Raw genomic sequence first — 17,242 nt, 5'->3', positions numbered from 1 at the left:
GCTAAAAAGTTGATTTCTCCTAAATCGTATCACATTCATGCAAATGATAACTTTTTCGCGGTTTGTTGTTGAATGATGTGTGAAAACCCGTCACATGATTTAATCTATTTCATCATGGATCAAATTGGATTGATGCATTGTCCTATTTTCCTATTGATGGTAGAATTATAAGAAGATAGAACTACATCGTAGGGGGTCATTTTATGAGACTAAAACAAGCCGTTTTAGGGATTGCTCTGTTCAGTCTTACGTTCTCGTCGATCGCATCGATCGCAAGCGCTCATCCCGGCAGAACGGATAAAGATGGAGGGCACACGTGCAGAACCAATTGTGCAAAATGGGGGCTTGAAGACGGCGAGTATCATTATCATAATGGAGGAAACAGCTCTAGCGGTGACTCCGGCAGCACGTCAAGCTCGCCGAAGGCGACTCCCTCTTCCCCGGCAAAAGAAGAAGTCCCGGACGGCATGATCAAGGTGAATCTGCCCGCTTTCAAGGTCTATGTAAATAATCAGGAAGTTTCCAATGCTTCTGCGCAGTATCCGGTCATTACCTACAAAGACATCACCTATTTCCCGATGACTTGGAGCTACACGCAGGCACTGGGACTCGAAACCAAGTGGGATAAAGAGACGGGATTCGTGATCCGGAAGACGGCCAACAAAGCAGCCAAACTGAATTCCGACCTTGGTTCCCCGCCTGCAAAGCTGTACGCCAAGCTTCCCGATTTCAACGTATTTGTAAACGATGCCTGGTTCGACAACTCGACAGAATCGTATCCGCTGCTTGTTTTAAATGATGTGACCTATTTCCCGATGACCTGGAAATTGGCTGTCGAGGACTTAGGCTTGACGACAAAGTTTGAAAATAACGCCTTTTACATCTCGAAGTAAGGCTGCCATCAGGCGGCTCTGGACGAGAAAAAGTGCCTCTCCCCGCGGGGATGGCACTTTTTCTTTTTTCTGCTGCGAATGTAAAATTGAAATTATGGCGCGTCCGGCCCTACGTCGGTCTTCTGCAGCGGGCGATTCTTGAAGGACGAAGCCGTGGAAAATTCGTCCGCTCCGATATCATGGGCGGAGGAGCGAACTTCGCCATCCATATCTTCCTTGATATAGCTGTACGTTCCAACTGCAGTGTCAATCGCCGCCTTACTGGCGGAGGATAATTTTTGCAATCCGTTCACGGTTTGAAATATCGGGTCGGCGTTGCGAATCTCCGAAGCCGTTCTCGATTTATTGCTCAGCGTGCTGCCATACCCGAGGTTGCCTTCGAATACGGTGTTGCTGGTGGCCGCTTCGTTATAAAGCGTCCCCGTGGAATTTTTCACGATGTTGTTCGCCACGACGCTGTCTTGAGGAGCGTATGCCTTCCCTGACCCGATAACAATACCCGCCTTGCTGTCTACGATCGTATTGTTGACGACTTGGGCGCGGTAAATTTTCCAATGCGCTTTCAATTGGTCGCGCGTCGGATTGGGCGGATACCCGCCGGTGCCGCCGTCAAAGCTGCCGCTATCGAGATGGATGGCCGTCTCGGTAAGCTTCTCGAAGTAGTTGTTGTAAATTTTATGGTCGTTGCCATACACCCGAATTCCCGATTGCTTCGTTTCTACGCCGTCGCCAAGGAAGAAGTTCCCGTAAAACTCGTTGTTATGGCCGTGCCGTGAAGTTAGTCCCCCTTTCGAGGTTTTGAAGGTATTGTAGCGGACCGTGTTGCCGCTGCTTTTGACGGAGACGATTTCGGGCTCGCCGTCGCAGTTCTCGAACAGATTGTATTGAATGGTGTTGTACCCGTTGGACAACGAGACTTTGGATAGCCCCAGACGTATCGTTTCCTTGCCGTTGTCTACCCACGGGCCGACATCATGGAAGTAGTTGTATTCGATCTTGTCGTGCTGCGAGATGTTCCCATCGCCGTCGCCTTCGTAGGCAATGAGCGGACCAGTGTCGCTCTTGGGACCAAAATCATTATGGTCAATCTGATTGTGATGGCTGTTCGCTCCGCTCACCTGCAGCCAGAACAACTCTTTTCCGGTTGCCGGCAAAGCGAATCGATTCCGGGTCACCTGGATATTGTTGGAGCCGTCCAAGAGGAGCGCCGTGTTGCCGGTGTTCGTAAACTTCAAGCCCTCAATCGTAACGTAGGACGATTTTTGAATTTTGAGCGATGCCCCGCCGGAAATGATAGCCTTGCCCGGATTCGCCGCTTTGATCGTAATCTTGTTGTTCGCCGTGCCGTTCTTGCCGCTTACGACGAAGGGAGCATCCTGCGTGTAGGTACCGTCGGCGAGCACAATCGTCGTGCCGGGAACCGCTTTGCCAATGGCCGCAGTCAGCTCGGCAGAGGTGGAAACCAGCACACCTTCGCCACTTTCGGCGCCCTCCCCATAAATCTCCACTTCGGAGTAGCTGTTCCAGGCATTAGCCGAGTTGCCGTGCCCAATAACTTTTACGTATCGGGCCGCGTTGACATCGGGAAAATCAAAGGTTTGCAGGCCTGCGTTCAAGCTGCTGACCGCATTCGCCTTCACCGTCTTAAAGCTCACATTGTCGGTCGAGGTTTGAATATCGAACTTGGAGGTTCTGGAATCCCCGTTGAGAAATGCCATTTTCATATAGCTGACCTTCTTGTTGGCGCCTAGATCGAATTTGATCCATTCCCCGTCGCCGCTGGCGGACCAGCGTGTGGACAGATTGCCGTCTACCGTATTGGCAGGAAGGTTGCCGTCATCCTTACTCGCCGTTACGGCAGATGCCGGAACCGGCAGCTTCACATCCGCTGCGTAACCGGGTGCGGCAGGAACAAGCGCAGGAAGCAAGCAAGCGCATGCCAAAACCGTAAATAGCTTTTTTCGTCTTATCATTTCATCGCTCCTTCGTTTTTTTTAAATTGCAGAGTGCACTCCGGTTTCATTTTACAAAGAATAGCGTGCAAAAGGAATCTTCAAAATGCCGAAAAGATCATTAAAACCTTCAATTTCCGGCCTTTCAGAACGGAAAGCCGTAAAGCCGCCAAGGCTTATGCCCGCCAAAATAACGGACGGGTCTTCCGGACGGGGATACCGGCCGTATGCGCAGATCCGGGAGCTCGCCGTCCGGATACAGAATCGCCTCCTCTCCCTTTTGCAAATCCAATGCGATGTCTGCTTCCTTCGTTCCCAAGTCGACCGTCGCTTCAGCAGCGTCAGTTCCGGCTTTCCGCCACCGGACGACGCCGGTCCACCCGGTCAGGACAATACACGGCTCCCCGGCCAAGCTTCTCACGCGGATAAACCGGGTAATGCCGTCCCTGCGCACGGCGCTGACGAGAAAAGCCCCCTCGGCCCGCAGATCGTGAAACGCCGCGTCCCGCCATTCGTCAGGGACGGCCGGGAAGATGCGGATCGTGCCGCCCCAGCTTTGCAGCAGCATGTCATGAATCGCCTCCGCTCCCGCGAGCGGCGTCTCGATGACCGGCCCCGCTTCTTTGTACATCGTATTCGGCTTGATGATCAGCAGCAGCGCTTGCAGCAAGCGAAACGCTTCATTCCCCCAGCCAAGCTTGGCGGCGATGGATGCTGCGCCGGTCAGACTGAAGCCGCGCAAATCGCCCTCCTTGCCGATCCAATGGCGAAGCGAGGTAGCAATCAACTCTCGGTCCTCCTCCCTGTCGCAGCCGAGCAGATGCAGTGGAAAGACGGCGAGCAGGTGGCTGAAATGCCGGTGGCCGTACGCAAGCGGCGTATCGCGGCCGATCATGAAGCCGGTCTCGTCCACAGGCAGCGGCGTCAGCCGGTCAAGAACGTGCAGCCATTTCCAGCACGTCGGGTCCGCTTCCCCCAGCCGCTCGCTTATGGCCAGCAACGTTTTGCAGCCCCAGCGGATGAGCGCCAGATCGTAATGGCAATCGCGCACCCTCGTCCCCATAAACGATCCGTATTCGGGGGAAATGGTCGGCGGCAGATGCAGTCTGCCGTCTTCACCTTCCTCCAGAATGTGGAAATAATAATTCATGCTTCTCCGCAAGATCGGATACAGCACGTTCCTCAGCATCTCGTCATCCATAGAGTACCGATAATGCCGCCAAACGTTGTGGCAGATCCAGGCGAGGTTGCCGACTTCGTCGCCCACTTCGCTTTTCAGATCATAGCTGCAGCTTCGGCCCAATCCCGCCGAATCGTGCCGGAACGGCTCGGGCACGTTTCCGATCAAATGCTCCCTGTTCTCGTCGAGCGCCCGCACGAGCGATTCCCCGATCTCCAGCCGGTTCGCCGCATAGACCGGCGAATAGCTCATTTGCACGTTCATGTTGAACCAGATCCCCGGCCAAGGCGTCGGGGCAAGCCACGGTCCCTGATTGTCGATCAGCGGCCGGTCGGCCCGTGTGGCCGAGGCCAGCTTATACATCTGAATCCAGTAAAAGCTTTCCAGCCGCCCGTCCGGGATCGAAACAAAGCTTTGCCGGTAATACCGGTGCCACCATCCGCGATGCGCGTCGACCCACGAGTCGAAATCGCGCGCCGAAGCGTTCCTCACCGCAGCCGCAGCTTGTTCCTTCGCCTTCTCGTCATGGCCGTTGACGACGCTGACATACCAGATGCTGCGGCGGCCTTCGGCGGCCCGCGCCTCCTTCCATGCCGTGACACAGCCTTCGCCCGGAGCAAACCGCTGGATGGAGAAGGATATCCCGTCGTTCCCCGTCGTTTTGTCCACCTCTTCCGCCGGAATGTACTGGTTCATATTGATGCCGTCGGCATGCTTGAGCACCGGGTCCACCTCGGAATTCGCATACCATGCCAAGCGCGCGCCGGCTTCCCCTTCCGTCGTTTCGAGCTCGACGGCCATAACTTCCGCTTCGCTGTGGACGAATGCCCTAACCCGAACCTCTCCGCGGGTCGTCGTCAGTACGGCCCGCAGCTCGGCATTCCACAAATCCAGCCGCATCGAAGTCGGATGATAAATCATCCCTTCCAGCTCCAGATCGAGCTCGCCAACCGGTACGCGCGGGCGGAAGCCCGGATCGTCCGTCCGGGTCGCCGTCACGTCCGTCCGACCCGCTACGAACCGCAGCACGTTCCGCTTCTTCGCATTCTCCTCCCCATAGATCATCGCGCCGATCAGCCCGTTGCCGATAAAAGCCCCTTCGTCCCAGCTGACGGGCTTGACGACCCATTCCATATCATTATCGGCCATAAACCGCTCCCAATTGAGCTCCAGGCGAACATTTTCCGTTTCGTTTCCATTCATTGCGGCGGGTTCCGCTCCTTATCCTTTGATTGCGCCGACTAGCGCGCCCTTCACGAAGTACTTTTGCAGGAACGGATACACGAGAAGAATCGGCACCGTCGCGACGATAATCGTCGCGTATTTCAGCGTAACCGACAGCATCGCCACGTCGCTCTCCGTCGCGCCTACGGCCATCGAGCTCGCTTCGCCCTGCAGCAAAATTTCGCGGAGTATGAGCTGCAGCGGGTACAGTGACCGGTCCTGCAGGAAGATCATCGCATGGAACCAGGAGTTCCAGTGACTGACGCCATAATACAGCATCATGACCGCGATGACGGGCATGGACAGTGGCAGCATGATACGGAACAGGATGACGAAATCGTTCGCCCCGTCGATCTTCGCCGATTCCTCCAGACTATCGGGGATCGCCTCGAACGACGTTTTCATGATGATCAAATTGAACGTGTTGATCGCATGCGGAATAATAAGCGCCCACAGCGAGTCGGCAAGCCCGATTCCTTTGACCGTAAAGTAAAACGGAATCAGTCCTCCGCTGAAGAACATCGTAAAGACGATGAACAGCATGAGCGGCTTGCGGTAGCGCAAGCTTTTGCGGGACAAGGCATACGCCCCGAAGGCCGTAAGCGACAGATTGAACGCAAGACCGACGATGACGACGAACAGCGTATTCCCATAGCCCTTCAAAATCATCGGGTTGTTAAATACGCTTGCGTAAGCCTCGAGTGAAAATCCGAGCGGCTTCCACAGCATTCCTTTGTGCGCCATCAAGCTTGCGGCGTCGCTGACGGAAGCGAAGGCCACGTACACGATGGGGTAAACGGTAAGCACCATCAGCAAAGTCAAAAAGACGACGTTGCCGGCATCAAAGCATCTTTCCAAAACGGTGGGCCGGTTCAGCATTCGCTGTTCCTCCTTTCTACCATAAGCTCGTATTGTTCAGCTTGCGGCTCAACCAGTTGGAAAAGATCACGAGCATAAAATTGATGGCGGAGTTAAATAACCCGACCGCCGAACTGAAGCTGTAATTGAAATCCTGCAAGCCGACCCGGTACACATACGACGAGATGACGTCGGCTGTCTCGTACGTGCCCGGATTGTACAGCAGGATGATCTTTTCGAATCCGACATTCATCAGCCGTCCGATGCTCAAAATAAGCAGGATGACGATCGTCGGCATCAAGCCCGGAATCGTGACATGCAGCATCTGCTTCCACCGTCCGGCGCCGTCCATTCTGGCGGCTTCGTACTGCTCGGGATCGATGCCGGTCAAGGCGGCCAAAAAGATGATCGTTCCCCAGCCGATATGCTGCCATATCCCGGAAGAGACATAAATTGAGCGGAACATATCCGGCTCAAGGAGCAGCGAAAGACGTTCTCCCCCCATGTAGACGAGGATATCGTTAATGACACCGTCGGCGGATGTAAAGTCCTTCACAATGCCGCAAATGACGACGAGCGAGATGAAGTGCGGCAAATAGGTGACCGTCTGCACCGTACGCTTGAATAGCGTATGTCTCACTTCGTTAAGCAGCAGGGCAAGCACGATCGGCGCCGGAAAGCCGAACAGCAGCTCGTAGAAGCTGATCAGCAGCGTATTTTTGATCGTTCTCCAGAAATAAGCCCCTGTGAAAAACGTCTTGAAATGCTCGAAGCCGATCCATGGACTATCCCCTATGCCCAGCCGGGGCGAAAAATCTTTAAACGCGATGACAGCCCCATACATCGGAGCGTAGTGGAATATCACGTAAAAGAGCAGCACCGGAAGCAGCATGACGTACAGCAGCTTATTTTTCCGGATATCGATCAGCAGGCCGATGCGCGCGCGCTTCTTCGGAATCACGGCGATCGTCGTTTCCGGGTTCATGGCGCTCATGTTCTCTCTCCCTTCCAAGCCCGAATTATCGCTTATTGTACCGATCCAGCGCTTCTTGATAAATTTTCGTTACCTTATCGATTCCCATCGATTGAATCTGCTTCACGTAATCGTCGAATTTGTCAATCGGTTCCTTGCCCATAATAAATTTCACGAACATTTCTTCCTTGTAGCTCGCAATCGCCGTATTCAGCTTGGCTACTTCCTTGCTCTCCTCGACCGTCGGCGTAATGAACGACGGCATCACATGCTTGGCGGCATCGGTTTCAGACCATATTTTTATCGCTTCATTCTGCTCCGGAAACGTGTTGAAGTTTTTCCGGCTGTCTCCCGGAAACGGTCCATTCGGCTTTGTATATTGAGTCACCATTTGCTGGAGATTATATTTCTCGTTTTTCGTTATCTTGTCGGTGAATTGCGGTGCACCGTCCTTCATCGAATAGCTCTCGCCCTCAATCCCGAAGTTGAACAGCAGGCTGCCCTTCTCGCTGAAAGCGTAGTCCAGCCATTGGACGGCCAGCTCGGGATGCTTCGTGTCGACGGTTACCGCTTTGCTGGCGGATGGATTGTATTTGAAATCACGCTGCCCGATGAAGGCCCGTTCCCCTTTTTTCAAGGTCGGATACGGCGCGGCGACGAGCTGGAATTTCGGATTTTTCTTCTTCCCGGTTTCCATCCAACGGCCCATGCCGCCGCTGACCTGAGAGACGGTGGCCCCCGAATTTTCGCCTATTATTTTGCTGTCCAGTGTCTTCGAATCCGTGTTCAAGGCAAAATCCTTATCGATCAGCCCTTCCGCATACCATTTCCGGAGAAGAGTGAGCGCTTCCTTAAATTGCGGATCGATCGGTCCGTACTTTACCTTGCCTTGATCGTCGATATAGAACCGGTTCGCCGTACGGTAGGCTCCGATGAACGCGTCTTGAATATTAAACTCGCTGCTGTACTTAAACTCGTTGCTGTACAGCGAGGTGAACGGAGCCGACGCTCCCTTCTGTTCTTTAAACGCTTTCAAAACGGTATACCATTCGTCGATCGTCGTCGGCACCTGCAGCTTCAATTCGTCCAGCCAGTCTTTGCGGATCATCGGCCCGCGGAATACAAGCCCGTTGTCGGGGCGGATCATCGGAAATACATAATATTTGCCGCTGTCCGTCTTCACCATCTTGTCAAGCTCTTTGTCCTGCTCCAGCCGCTTTTTCAGATTGGGCGCATACTTGTCAATATAATCGTTGAGCGGCAGGATGACCTTGTCGGCGATCGCCTTCTCCGCTCCTCCGGGATAGGAGCTGTTCCAGTCGTATTCGATGACGTCCGGCAATTTGTTCGACGCGATCAGCAGATTGAACTGCTCCTTCGCCTGCCCGTCGGCTGGATGCGCATACTTGACTTTCACGCCCGTTTCCTTCTCCAGCTGTTTGCCGAACGGCGCGTCGGCCAGGTTGGGCACAAAGGTGATCAGGTTCGGATTGATCATCTCCCACGAGGTCAACGTTTCCTTCGTTTGGATAGGGTACTGTCCAGCTTCCGATGACGGTGCCGGTGTTTTCGGCGTATTCTGGCCATCCCCGCTATTTTGTTTGGTGCATGCGACGATTAGGCTGGAAGCCAAGACGACGCATGTCGCAGCGCGAAACGATTTACCGGCAGAGCTTTGTTTCATGCGAATCCCCCTATGAGTTGAGAAAGTGTGCATTCCGGGTTGCTGCACCTTAGGGCCATTATGCTACGAAGCGCACCTTGAAGGCTATATGCAAAATCGAAACTCCACCGTTAAAACCGGCAGTATGGCGCCATGCTTTTCCGCAATCCCTATACAAAAAACGAAAAAAGCCGCGCAAGCATGCTTGAACGGCTTTTTCGGACGAGGCCGGTAACCTTAGAGCTCTCGGTATTTTCCCGGCGTAATGCCTTCGAATTTTTTGAAAATCCGGTTGAACGTGTTGATGTCGGCATATCCGACCTTCCTGGCAATTTCCGCAACCGACAGCTTGGCATCCGGAAGCAGCCGCTTCGCTTCCTCCAGCCGGGTCATGCTGATCACATCGAGCAGCGCCTTGCCCGTCTGAGTCTTAAACTGCTTCGACAAATAAGACGGGGTCAACCCGAACGCTTCGCCGAGCATCGAGATGTTGAGGTTTTCATCGTTGTAGTGATCCTTTATGTAAGAGAGGATCTGTTGACTCAGCAGATTGCTTTGCTCCTGACTGCGCTCGTCTTGGATCAAGCGGCATACCTCGCCCAGCACCTCGCGGAGCTGTACCTGCATCTCCATGATCGTTTCACAGCCGGTCAACCGATCCACCGGATTGACCCGCTCGAGGAAATCCCGCTTGCCTCCCGCGCCGATTTCGTCCATCGTTTTCAGAAGTGTGCTGATCATATCAAACATGAGACATTTAGCCAGCGGTACGGACAGGGACGCGCCGGAGACGTTCATGCCGATAATTTCGTCGAGCATTGCACTTGATTTCTCGTGGTCGCCCGTCTTGACGAAATTAATCAATTGCTGCTCCACATGCAAAGGGTAGTAGTAGCTGCCGGACGGACGCGCCGTATCCGAACCGGGCAGATCGCCGTAACGGATAATTTCCCCGCTCCCCATCACGAGGCGGTATTCCAGCGCCTCCAGCGTTTCCTGATACGCGCACGAAATCCCGTACAGCTCTTGATGAATACCGCTGATCGCTGCCGTCAGGCGGATATGGAAATGGTCGAGCAGAAACGTCTTGACCTGTGCCGCGATTCGCCGCAGCTCTTCCTCATCGGGCTCCGTCCCGAAATTGACGATGCACGCCAGCATATCGTCCATTTCCGTCGTGAAAGCATGATGGCGGCTGCCGGCCACTTCCTCCACCACGTTCATGATGATAAAATGCAGCAGCCTGCCCATCCGGGGATCGGGATACCCGGATGAATCCAGCTTGCCGTAATGATCGATGTGAAACAGAAGGACGGCAAAATATGGCGAAGCCAGCCGGACATCGTGGGCGGCGAGCGACTCGTGTACCGGAACGTTCTGCTCCAGGCGACCCTTCAGCAGACTTTGGAATAAATGGGAACGAATCGCGTCGCGATGCCGGCGAAGCCGCTGATCGATCTTCTCCTTCTCGGCAAACGTCGTATTGAGCGCCTCCTCCAGGTACCCGTACTCGTTCGACCCTTCGTCGAAAGAGATGCCCGACTTTACGGAAAGGCTGCGGATCAGCACGCTGATCGGATTGTAGTTTTTTCGCAAAAACAAGAACGTCACGATTCCGCCGATAACGAGGCTTAGCCCGATGCTCAAATAGATGAGCAGCTTCATCGTCTTCATCTTGTCGTCGAACAGCTCGGCGGGAATCATCGAAACGTATTTCCAGCCCGTGCTGTCCGACGTCGTGTAGGACACGGCGACCTCTTTGCCGGAGATCGTCTCATACAACAGGCCATGCTTGTTCGCGAGACGGTCGTAATCCAGTGCAGCCGGATTATGGTCGAAGCCCATTGAAGCGACCAAGCGGTTCTGCTTATCCACGACGGCGATCGAAGCTTGATTGGCGGGTGCGATATTGTCCAATAGCTTCGAATCCTTGATAACGAACATTATCACCGCTCCCGGCTGATCCGTATGGTCGAGCGTGACCGATTTGGCGTACATGACGGCTTTGACCGGATCGCCATCCCCGCGCAGCGTAACGGGGACGTATTCCTGAATGTACCGCTTGTCGAAGAACGCCTTCCATTCCTCGTAGCTCGTCCCGCCGTTCTCGCGCAATCTCCCGTACAGCGCCTGGCTGTCGATATGTTCCCGGGCCGACAACACCGTATCGCTGTTTTTGTAATAAATGTAAATCTGCTCGACAAAATCGTTGGCCACCTGATACACCCGCAGATCGCCCGCGATATTGACCAAATCGTAGTAGTCGCTGTCCGTAAGCGGCTGCTGCGCATTGATAAATCCGGCTACCCGCCGGTTCAACGCAATTTCGAGGCTTAACCGTTCGATCCCTGCCAGATTGCCGTCAATCGCCTGCTCCATCTGCCGGAGCATCGATTCGTTGGCGCGGTTGATTTCCGATTCCACCACATGCCAAGTGGCGGCATATAGAATGGCGCTGATCATAATCGGAACAAGCAGCACCGAAATGTAGGAAATGAGCCACGTGACGATCACGCTATGTTTGTTAAACCGAATTCCTAATCGATACAATTGGCCCGCCCCCCGCATGTCTCCCACAACAATTGTAACTGCTTTCATTCCATTATACAGGAAACGATACGGGTGAAAAGCCTCTTCTTGCTTTATTCCTTATTGGCAAGCCGCAGACTTTGTCCGCTGTCCGCCCGTGAAGCGGACCAGCGGACCTTACTTTATCTATTGATAGTGGCAAAATAGTTCGTTATGGCATCGGCTGCCCGCTCATAGCCGCCGGCCTCGCGTAAAGATTCGCCGATGACATGAGCCTGCTGCTTATACGCGGGATTGCTCAGCACTTCTGCCAAAGCAGCTCTTAAAGCAGCGGGGGTAAGGTTATTTTTATCCAAAGCAATGCCCGCTCCCAGCTCCTCCACCCGCTTCGCGACAAGAGGCTGATCCGAGGTTAGCGGAATCATCACCAGAGGCACATCGTAATACAAGGCTTCACTTGTGCTGTTCATGCCCGCATGGGTAATAAACGCGTCTGCATGCTGCAGCATTTCCAGCTGTGGAACGTAGGGCTTTACAATAAAATTGGCGGGAATCTGATCCTTCAACGGTGTCATATCCGTAGTTTTGCCTGAAGATAAAACGAACGTCACCGGTAAATCCTGAAATGCGTCGAAGCAAAGCTTGTAAAAATCCAAATCTTTATTCAAGATGGTGCCCATCGCGATGTAAACCGTCTGTCGATGTCGGGCGCGCAGCTGTTCGAACGGGAAAGACGGAGCATCCTGACGCGGTACGATCGAAGGACCGGCAAAAATAAAGCTATCGTCCAGCTTTTCCGCTTGCGGTTGAAAATAGCGGCTTGTATAAACGAGCTTTAAACGCCCCGCATGTCTGGCAATCTCGTCCATAGCCGGGGTACGCACTTGAAATTCATCGGCCAGTTGCCGCGTCAGCTTCATCGTGGCCTCATACAGTTCCTTGACGTTCTTACGGTTCTCATCCAAGCCTTGGTCAGCCCCCAAAGGCTCTACGAAAGCAAAGGAAGCGATCGAGCATACCGCAGGGATGCCCAGCTTTTCTGCAATGATCGTGCCTCCCCAGCCCATCAAGGAGTCGAAAATCAAATAATCGAACGTTTCATTTGCCGTAACCCGCAGAACTTCCGGAACGATCTTCCGAATAATCCCGCCGACCATCATGTAGACGAACTGGTAAGGATGCTTGTACTCCGCGGGCTTTAATACCGGATCATGGGAAAAAGCGTCTTCGAGAAAAGGATACGTCCGCAACTGCGCTCCGGTTTGTTCAATTCTGGCGCGATACTCCTCCGTGCAAACATAGACAACTTCCTCGCCGTTGTCCGTCAACTGCTTGACCAATCCCAGCGACGGATTCACGTGACCTTCCGCCGGAGTGATGACAACCAACACACGAGCCATTTTCTATACCTCCAAATCGTATGAGTCTCCTCGCATACTGCAATGAAGCCGTTATTACATTGGAAGCTTTGTCTCCGTCTCGTTAAGCGGGTGAGGGCTTTCTTGAACCCGGGTTGTAATCCTAAAGGATATAACTAAACTTAAAAGCACGAAACCTAACTGGAGAGCCAACGCCATCATAACGCCGGTAAATATCCCCCATTGTAACGTCTCGCTCAGGGCGATCAGGGCGCCGCTTACTCCGATGCTCAATCCGATACTGAACGAATCAACGAATTGAAGCGTTGCGGATATCTCTCCTTCCTTCCCGGCCTGGGCCTGCTGTAATGCAATCGCTCCGGTGGTCGGATTCGCCAATCCTACGCCGAACCCCGTAATGATTTGCGAAAGCAGAACGAGGCTAACCCCACCGCCTGAATAGACGATGGCTGTTATCACAAGCGTTACGCCGACGATCATAATCCCTATACCGAGAATAACCCGGCTTTTTCTGCCATGACCGCGATCTCGTTCATCGAGCTTGGATTGCAGCCACGCTGCGGCGGACCAGCTTAAGGCTCCTGCGGCCACAATCAGACCCGCAAGCTCTTCCGAGAAGCCTTTCACTTCGGTTAGAGCCAAAATAACGAAGCTCTCCGTAGCAAAGTAGCAGGCCACATACAGCCCTCTGGAAGCCATCGTCGCAGGCAAGCCTCTTTTTACCGAAAAGGTGCCTTGGGGCAGCAGCTTTCGCAAGGAGGGAATCATGACGAACCCGCCAACAATAGAAAGTACAACACCCTTCCAATCGGAAATCGTTCCCAGCCCGGTTAACAGCAATCCTGTTCCAATGGCCAGTACGATGGCGTGCATTTCTTTAGAACTGTCTTTTGGGGCCGATGTCAGTTGAGCTTGCAGGTTTTGCAGATTTCGAAAGGAACGAAACGTTAAGCTTAACGCCAGCACAATCAAAGGCAGAACAATCCAGAAAACAAATCTCCAAGAAATATATGCAGCTATAAGTCCTGCCACATAGGGACCGATTAATGAGGGCAGAACAAAGGCCATGGAGAATGCAGCTAAAATTTTCGTTCGAAGGGCATCGGGATAGCTAAGTGTAACGCTGGTGTAGACACATGTGATGAGAGCGCCTGCCCCAAAGCCTTGAAAGGCTCTTCCAACGATAAGCATGTGCATATTGAATGACACCGCCGCAATAACGATGCCGAGAACAAAAATACCGAAAGACGCAAGAATGGATTTGAAAACGCCGCGCTTGTCAATCTGCTGTCCCATGACGGTGGTGCCTACAATTTGCGATAACAAAAAGGCGCTGAAGATCCAGCCGTAGAGATGGATGCCCTGTAAGCTTTGTGCCAGATTAGGGGCAATCGTCGTAATAGCCAGCCCTTCGAAGGCTACGGTCGTAAGGACCAAAATAATACCGATCGTCAGAGCCCTGTACTTCACGTCAAAAATTGAGTTTGTTGTGCTCATACACCTCCATAAAGGAATGGTTTCAATGGAATTTGATCCATTATTATCCTAAATATACAATAACCCCATTACTTTGTATAGAAAAAACTTTACTTACTAAAAAAGCCCCACGAAGGGGGCTTAAGCTTGTTGAGAAAGTGGCCGTTCACAAAAATAGAGATACATACGGAGGTGGGGTATCCATTGGAGAAGCGATAGCGGCCGCCTTTGTCTTCGGGAAATTTCCGCTAACAAGCGGCTTCCAATCAAAATTTCCCGATGACAACAGTGGTCGGAAATGGATACCCCACCCCCTCGTAACCTCTATTATCTCAATTGACCACTTTCTTAACACTCGCAAACCCCCTCGAAGGGGGCTCGCTCATTCCTTTAATTCGCACGCAGCTTGTAAGTCGCACCTGCCTCGGTTTGGAACGTGATCAGTCCCTGAGCCTGGTCAACCCTAACGGGCGCCTCGCTCTCCCCGTCTATTTTCACCACCTGTACTTGACCGGCGCCGAATGGATTCACAATATGAACGGGACCTCCTTTTTCGCTGGTCAGTCTCACATCGACGATCGCCCCTCCATGCAGACCGCTCGACACCACGAACGCGCCTCTGGCCCGCAGCTGTCTGAAATGCGCTTCCGGATACTTATGTTTCGGGAGCATGGGGAACAGATGGATCACGTCTTTTCCTCTGCTCTCGTCGAAATAGCTTTGCAGCATGAGGGCGTTAATCGTTTCTACGCTGCCGGATGTCTCGATGCCGCCGCCTTTTTGGTACACCGTCAGGTTGTTGCGCATCAGCAAGGAGCCGCTTTTGCTGGAGCTGATGATTTTTTTGAAATTGGTTAACACTTCGTCCACATCGTAGCCGATCCGCACCGCCGCCGGAAATTGCATGGCGAACGAGTTCGTCTGTTCCCAGGAACCGTACGCCTCAAGCGTATTCAGCGCGATCTGCTTCAAACGCGAAGTCGTGCTCAAATTAATCTCATCGCTCGGCCAGAACAAGCCCGTCATCACGGCATGCCAAGGCCCCTTCACATTCGTCCCTCCGATAAACGGCCGTCCCGGATTGACAATCCGTTTGCCAGTCTTGCTGTCGATATAGGAATCGGACTCTTTGAACACTTCTTTTCCGGTTACGGGGTATACGAACGTCGGATACTCGGCTAATTTGTCAATGATATCCTGCCATTTGGCGCGCCGGGCGGCATCGACATCCAAATCCCGGCTTGCCGAAATGAGTCCCTTCATCAAAAATTTGACCATGGCGATGTCCAGAATGGAGTTGTCGTCGTGCTCGTTCGCCTCACGCGGCGCGCTGTCCTTGATGACATATTTGCCGTTCTCCATCACCAAGTAATCTTCCCAGAAATCGGCAAGCGAGAGGAGGTACGGATAAGCCTTGTTTCGCAAAAACTCCTTATCTTTCGTGTACGTATAATGGTTGATGAAGTTTGTAGCCAAATACGCTCCCAGCATCAATTGGTCGTTCAGCTTGGATCTGGTTTTCTCGGGAGCGACCGGACTTGCCGGAATGCGGGCCGGGTCCCATCCGACCGTCGCCGGGCCGTAGGGCCGCGCTAACGACCGGGTTGTCGAGAAGCCGCGGTATCCCGCTTCATGCGTGCGGTTGATCCCATATGGCATATAGCCCAGCACCTGATCGAAATAGGCGTCCGCCAGCTCGGGCCGGTTGCTGGAAAACACGCCCCAGTACGGGTTCTCGAAGTTATAGTTCAAAAAGTACCGCGCCCCCCACCCCGGCGAATCGTTCGTCACCCAGCTGCCAAAAATGCCCGGGGCTGCTTTGCCCGTCCGGTTGCTCGCGGCCAGCGCATACAAAGCTCCAAAATAATATTTGTCGAACCACTCGTCGTTCGTACTCGCATACGACTTGAGCCAGAAGTTTTTCCACCATGCCAGGTGCGCTTCATGCTGCGCGGCAATCGTTGCCGGCGTCGTTCCCATGACCCTGGCTTGAGCTAATTTCAAGTAGCTCGCCACTGGGGGAACGTCCGGATTTTCTCCGCCCCCGCCGCTAACTTGCGTCACAAGCGTTACGGTCGTATTCGGCTGCAAAATAAAATCGGCTTGCGCCCTGCCGCCGGACGAACGGAAGTCCGTAAGCGGCGCTCCGAGCAGTCGCGTGGCCAATACCGCTCTGGACATCCACTCCTTCGCCGCTTGGTTCGCGGAGCTTTCGCGAGCCGCCCATAACACGCCGCGGGCGGCATCCGTTCCCGACTTAAACGGCTTGTCGGCCGCTTCCGGAACCCATACGTCAACCGTTAACGGAACGGGTGCCGCAGCTTGCGTTCGAAGTTCGGTTATTACCAAATTGCTGTTCGCATCGACCCACGTTTTCATTTTGAGCTGCACATTTTTCAAGGTCACGTCCGCTCTTACTTCCGCATTCAACATATCCTGCTCATAACGATAGGACGGGGCGGAACTCGCGCCGTGCGCTTTATTGGTTATCGTCACTCCGCCGACCGTCAATTTGCTGCTTTTCATCCAAAAATCGTTTTTATCGATATAAATCGTCTGCGAATCGGCCGTACCGCCCGACACGGTGCCGACATCGCCATTTCCCAGCAGCGGACCGTCCGCATACCCTTTAAAACCGCCGGGCAATTTGGTATAAACGCCCGTCATGCGGGAGGGAGCGAGACCCTGCAATTCCTGCCAATCCGACATGGCATGATCGTTCTGGCTGCGCTTGGTCGCCAGGTTTAGCGAAGCCGCCGCCGACTGGTTACCGGCCGCATCTCTGGCTTTGACCTGAAACGCATAAGAGGTATCCTGCAGCAAACCCGGAATCGTCACATTCGTGTTCTCGGTCAGTAATGCCTTCGTCCCATAGCTGATCTCATACTGCATCACGCCTTCGTTATCTTTGGATGCGTTCCAGTTCAGGACAGCGGCCGTATCGGTAATCTCTCCGGCTCTGAGGCTCGTCGGCGCTGTGGGCGCTTCCGTATCCGCGCGTGCTCCTGCGATATCCGGCGTGCTTTCCCCAAACACCATGGCGGCCGGCATCATCGTTGTTAGTAACGCTAATATCAGAACAAGGCTAACCATTCCTTTGTTTTTCATACGTTAC

General features: G+C 53.4%; 10 protein-coding genes. 1 reads left to right on the top strand and 9 read right to left on the bottom strand.

Annotation, left to right across the window (positions count from 1 at the left end; genetic code table 11):
• Positions 1–203 precede the first annotated feature (203 nt).
• Positions 204–893, top strand: coding sequence for a YHYH domain-containing protein (locus KQX66_RS15205; protein WP_216793687.1), 690 nt, complete (start codon positions 204–206; stop codon positions 891–893).
• A 92-nt stretch (positions 894–985) separates the two neighbouring features.
• On the opposite strand, the gene KQX66_RS15200 is transcribed toward KQX66_RS15205, so the two are convergent.
• From KQX66_RS15200 to KQX66_RS15160, 9 genes are all read right to left on the bottom strand, one after another.
• Positions 986–2,866, bottom strand: a complete 1,881-nt coding sequence (locus KQX66_RS15200) for a chondroitinase-B domain-containing protein (RefSeq protein ID WP_216793686.1) — start codon at positions 2,864–2,866, stop codon at positions 986–988.
• Positions 2,867–2,990: 124 nt separating this feature from the next.
• Positions 2,991–5,228, bottom strand: coding sequence for a glycosyl hydrolase family 95 catalytic domain-containing protein (locus tag KQX66_RS15195; RefSeq protein WP_216793685.1), 2,238 nt, complete (start codon positions 5,226–5,228; stop codon positions 2,991–2,993).
• Positions 5,229–5,246: 18 nt separating this feature from the next.
• Positions 5,247–6,128: a carbohydrate ABC transporter permease gene (locus KQX66_RS15190; RefSeq protein ID WP_216793684.1), complete on the bottom strand. Its 882-nt coding sequence runs from the start codon at positions 6,126–6,128 to the stop codon at positions 5,247–5,249.
• Positions 6,129–6,144: 16 nt separating this feature from the next.
• Positions 6,145–7,101: an ABC transporter permease gene (locus tag KQX66_RS15185; protein WP_216793683.1), complete on the bottom strand. Its 957-nt coding sequence runs from the start codon at positions 7,099–7,101 to the stop codon at positions 6,145–6,147.
• 25 nt (positions 7,102–7,126) lie between these two features.
• A complete protein-coding gene (locus tag KQX66_RS15180) occupies positions 7,127–8,764 on the bottom strand; it encodes an extracellular solute-binding protein (RefSeq protein ID WP_216793682.1) in 1,638 nt (545 codons plus the stop codon).
• 216 nt (positions 8,765–8,980) lie between these two features.
• On the bottom strand, positions 8,981–11,293 hold the full coding sequence (locus KQX66_RS15175; protein ID WP_216793681.1) for a helix-turn-helix domain-containing protein: 2,313 nt from the start codon (positions 11,291–11,293) through the stop codon (positions 8,981–8,983).
• 161 nt (positions 11,294–11,454) lie between these two features.
• Positions 11,455–12,672, bottom strand: coding sequence for a macrolide family glycosyltransferase (locus KQX66_RS15170; protein ID WP_216793680.1), 1,218 nt, complete (start codon positions 12,670–12,672; stop codon positions 11,455–11,457).
• A 54-nt stretch (positions 12,673–12,726) separates the two neighbouring features.
• Positions 12,727–14,148, bottom strand: coding sequence for an MFS transporter (locus tag KQX66_RS15165; RefSeq protein WP_216793679.1), 1,422 nt, complete (start codon positions 14,146–14,148; stop codon positions 12,727–12,729).
• A gap of 369 nt (positions 14,149–14,517) precedes the next feature.
• A complete protein-coding gene (locus tag KQX66_RS15160) occupies positions 14,518–17,235 on the bottom strand; it encodes a fibronectin type III domain-containing protein (protein WP_216793678.1) in 2,718 nt (905 codons plus the stop codon).
• Between the last annotated feature and the right edge of the window lie 7 nt (positions 17,236–17,242).

It is taken from the genome of Paenibacillus oleatilyticus, assembly GCF_018998565.1.
Lineage (GTDB): Bacteria > Bacillota > Bacilli > Paenibacillales > NBRC-103111 > Paenibacillus_G > Paenibacillus_G oleatilyticus.
This window is presented reverse-complemented; position numbering and strand designations above follow the sequence as displayed.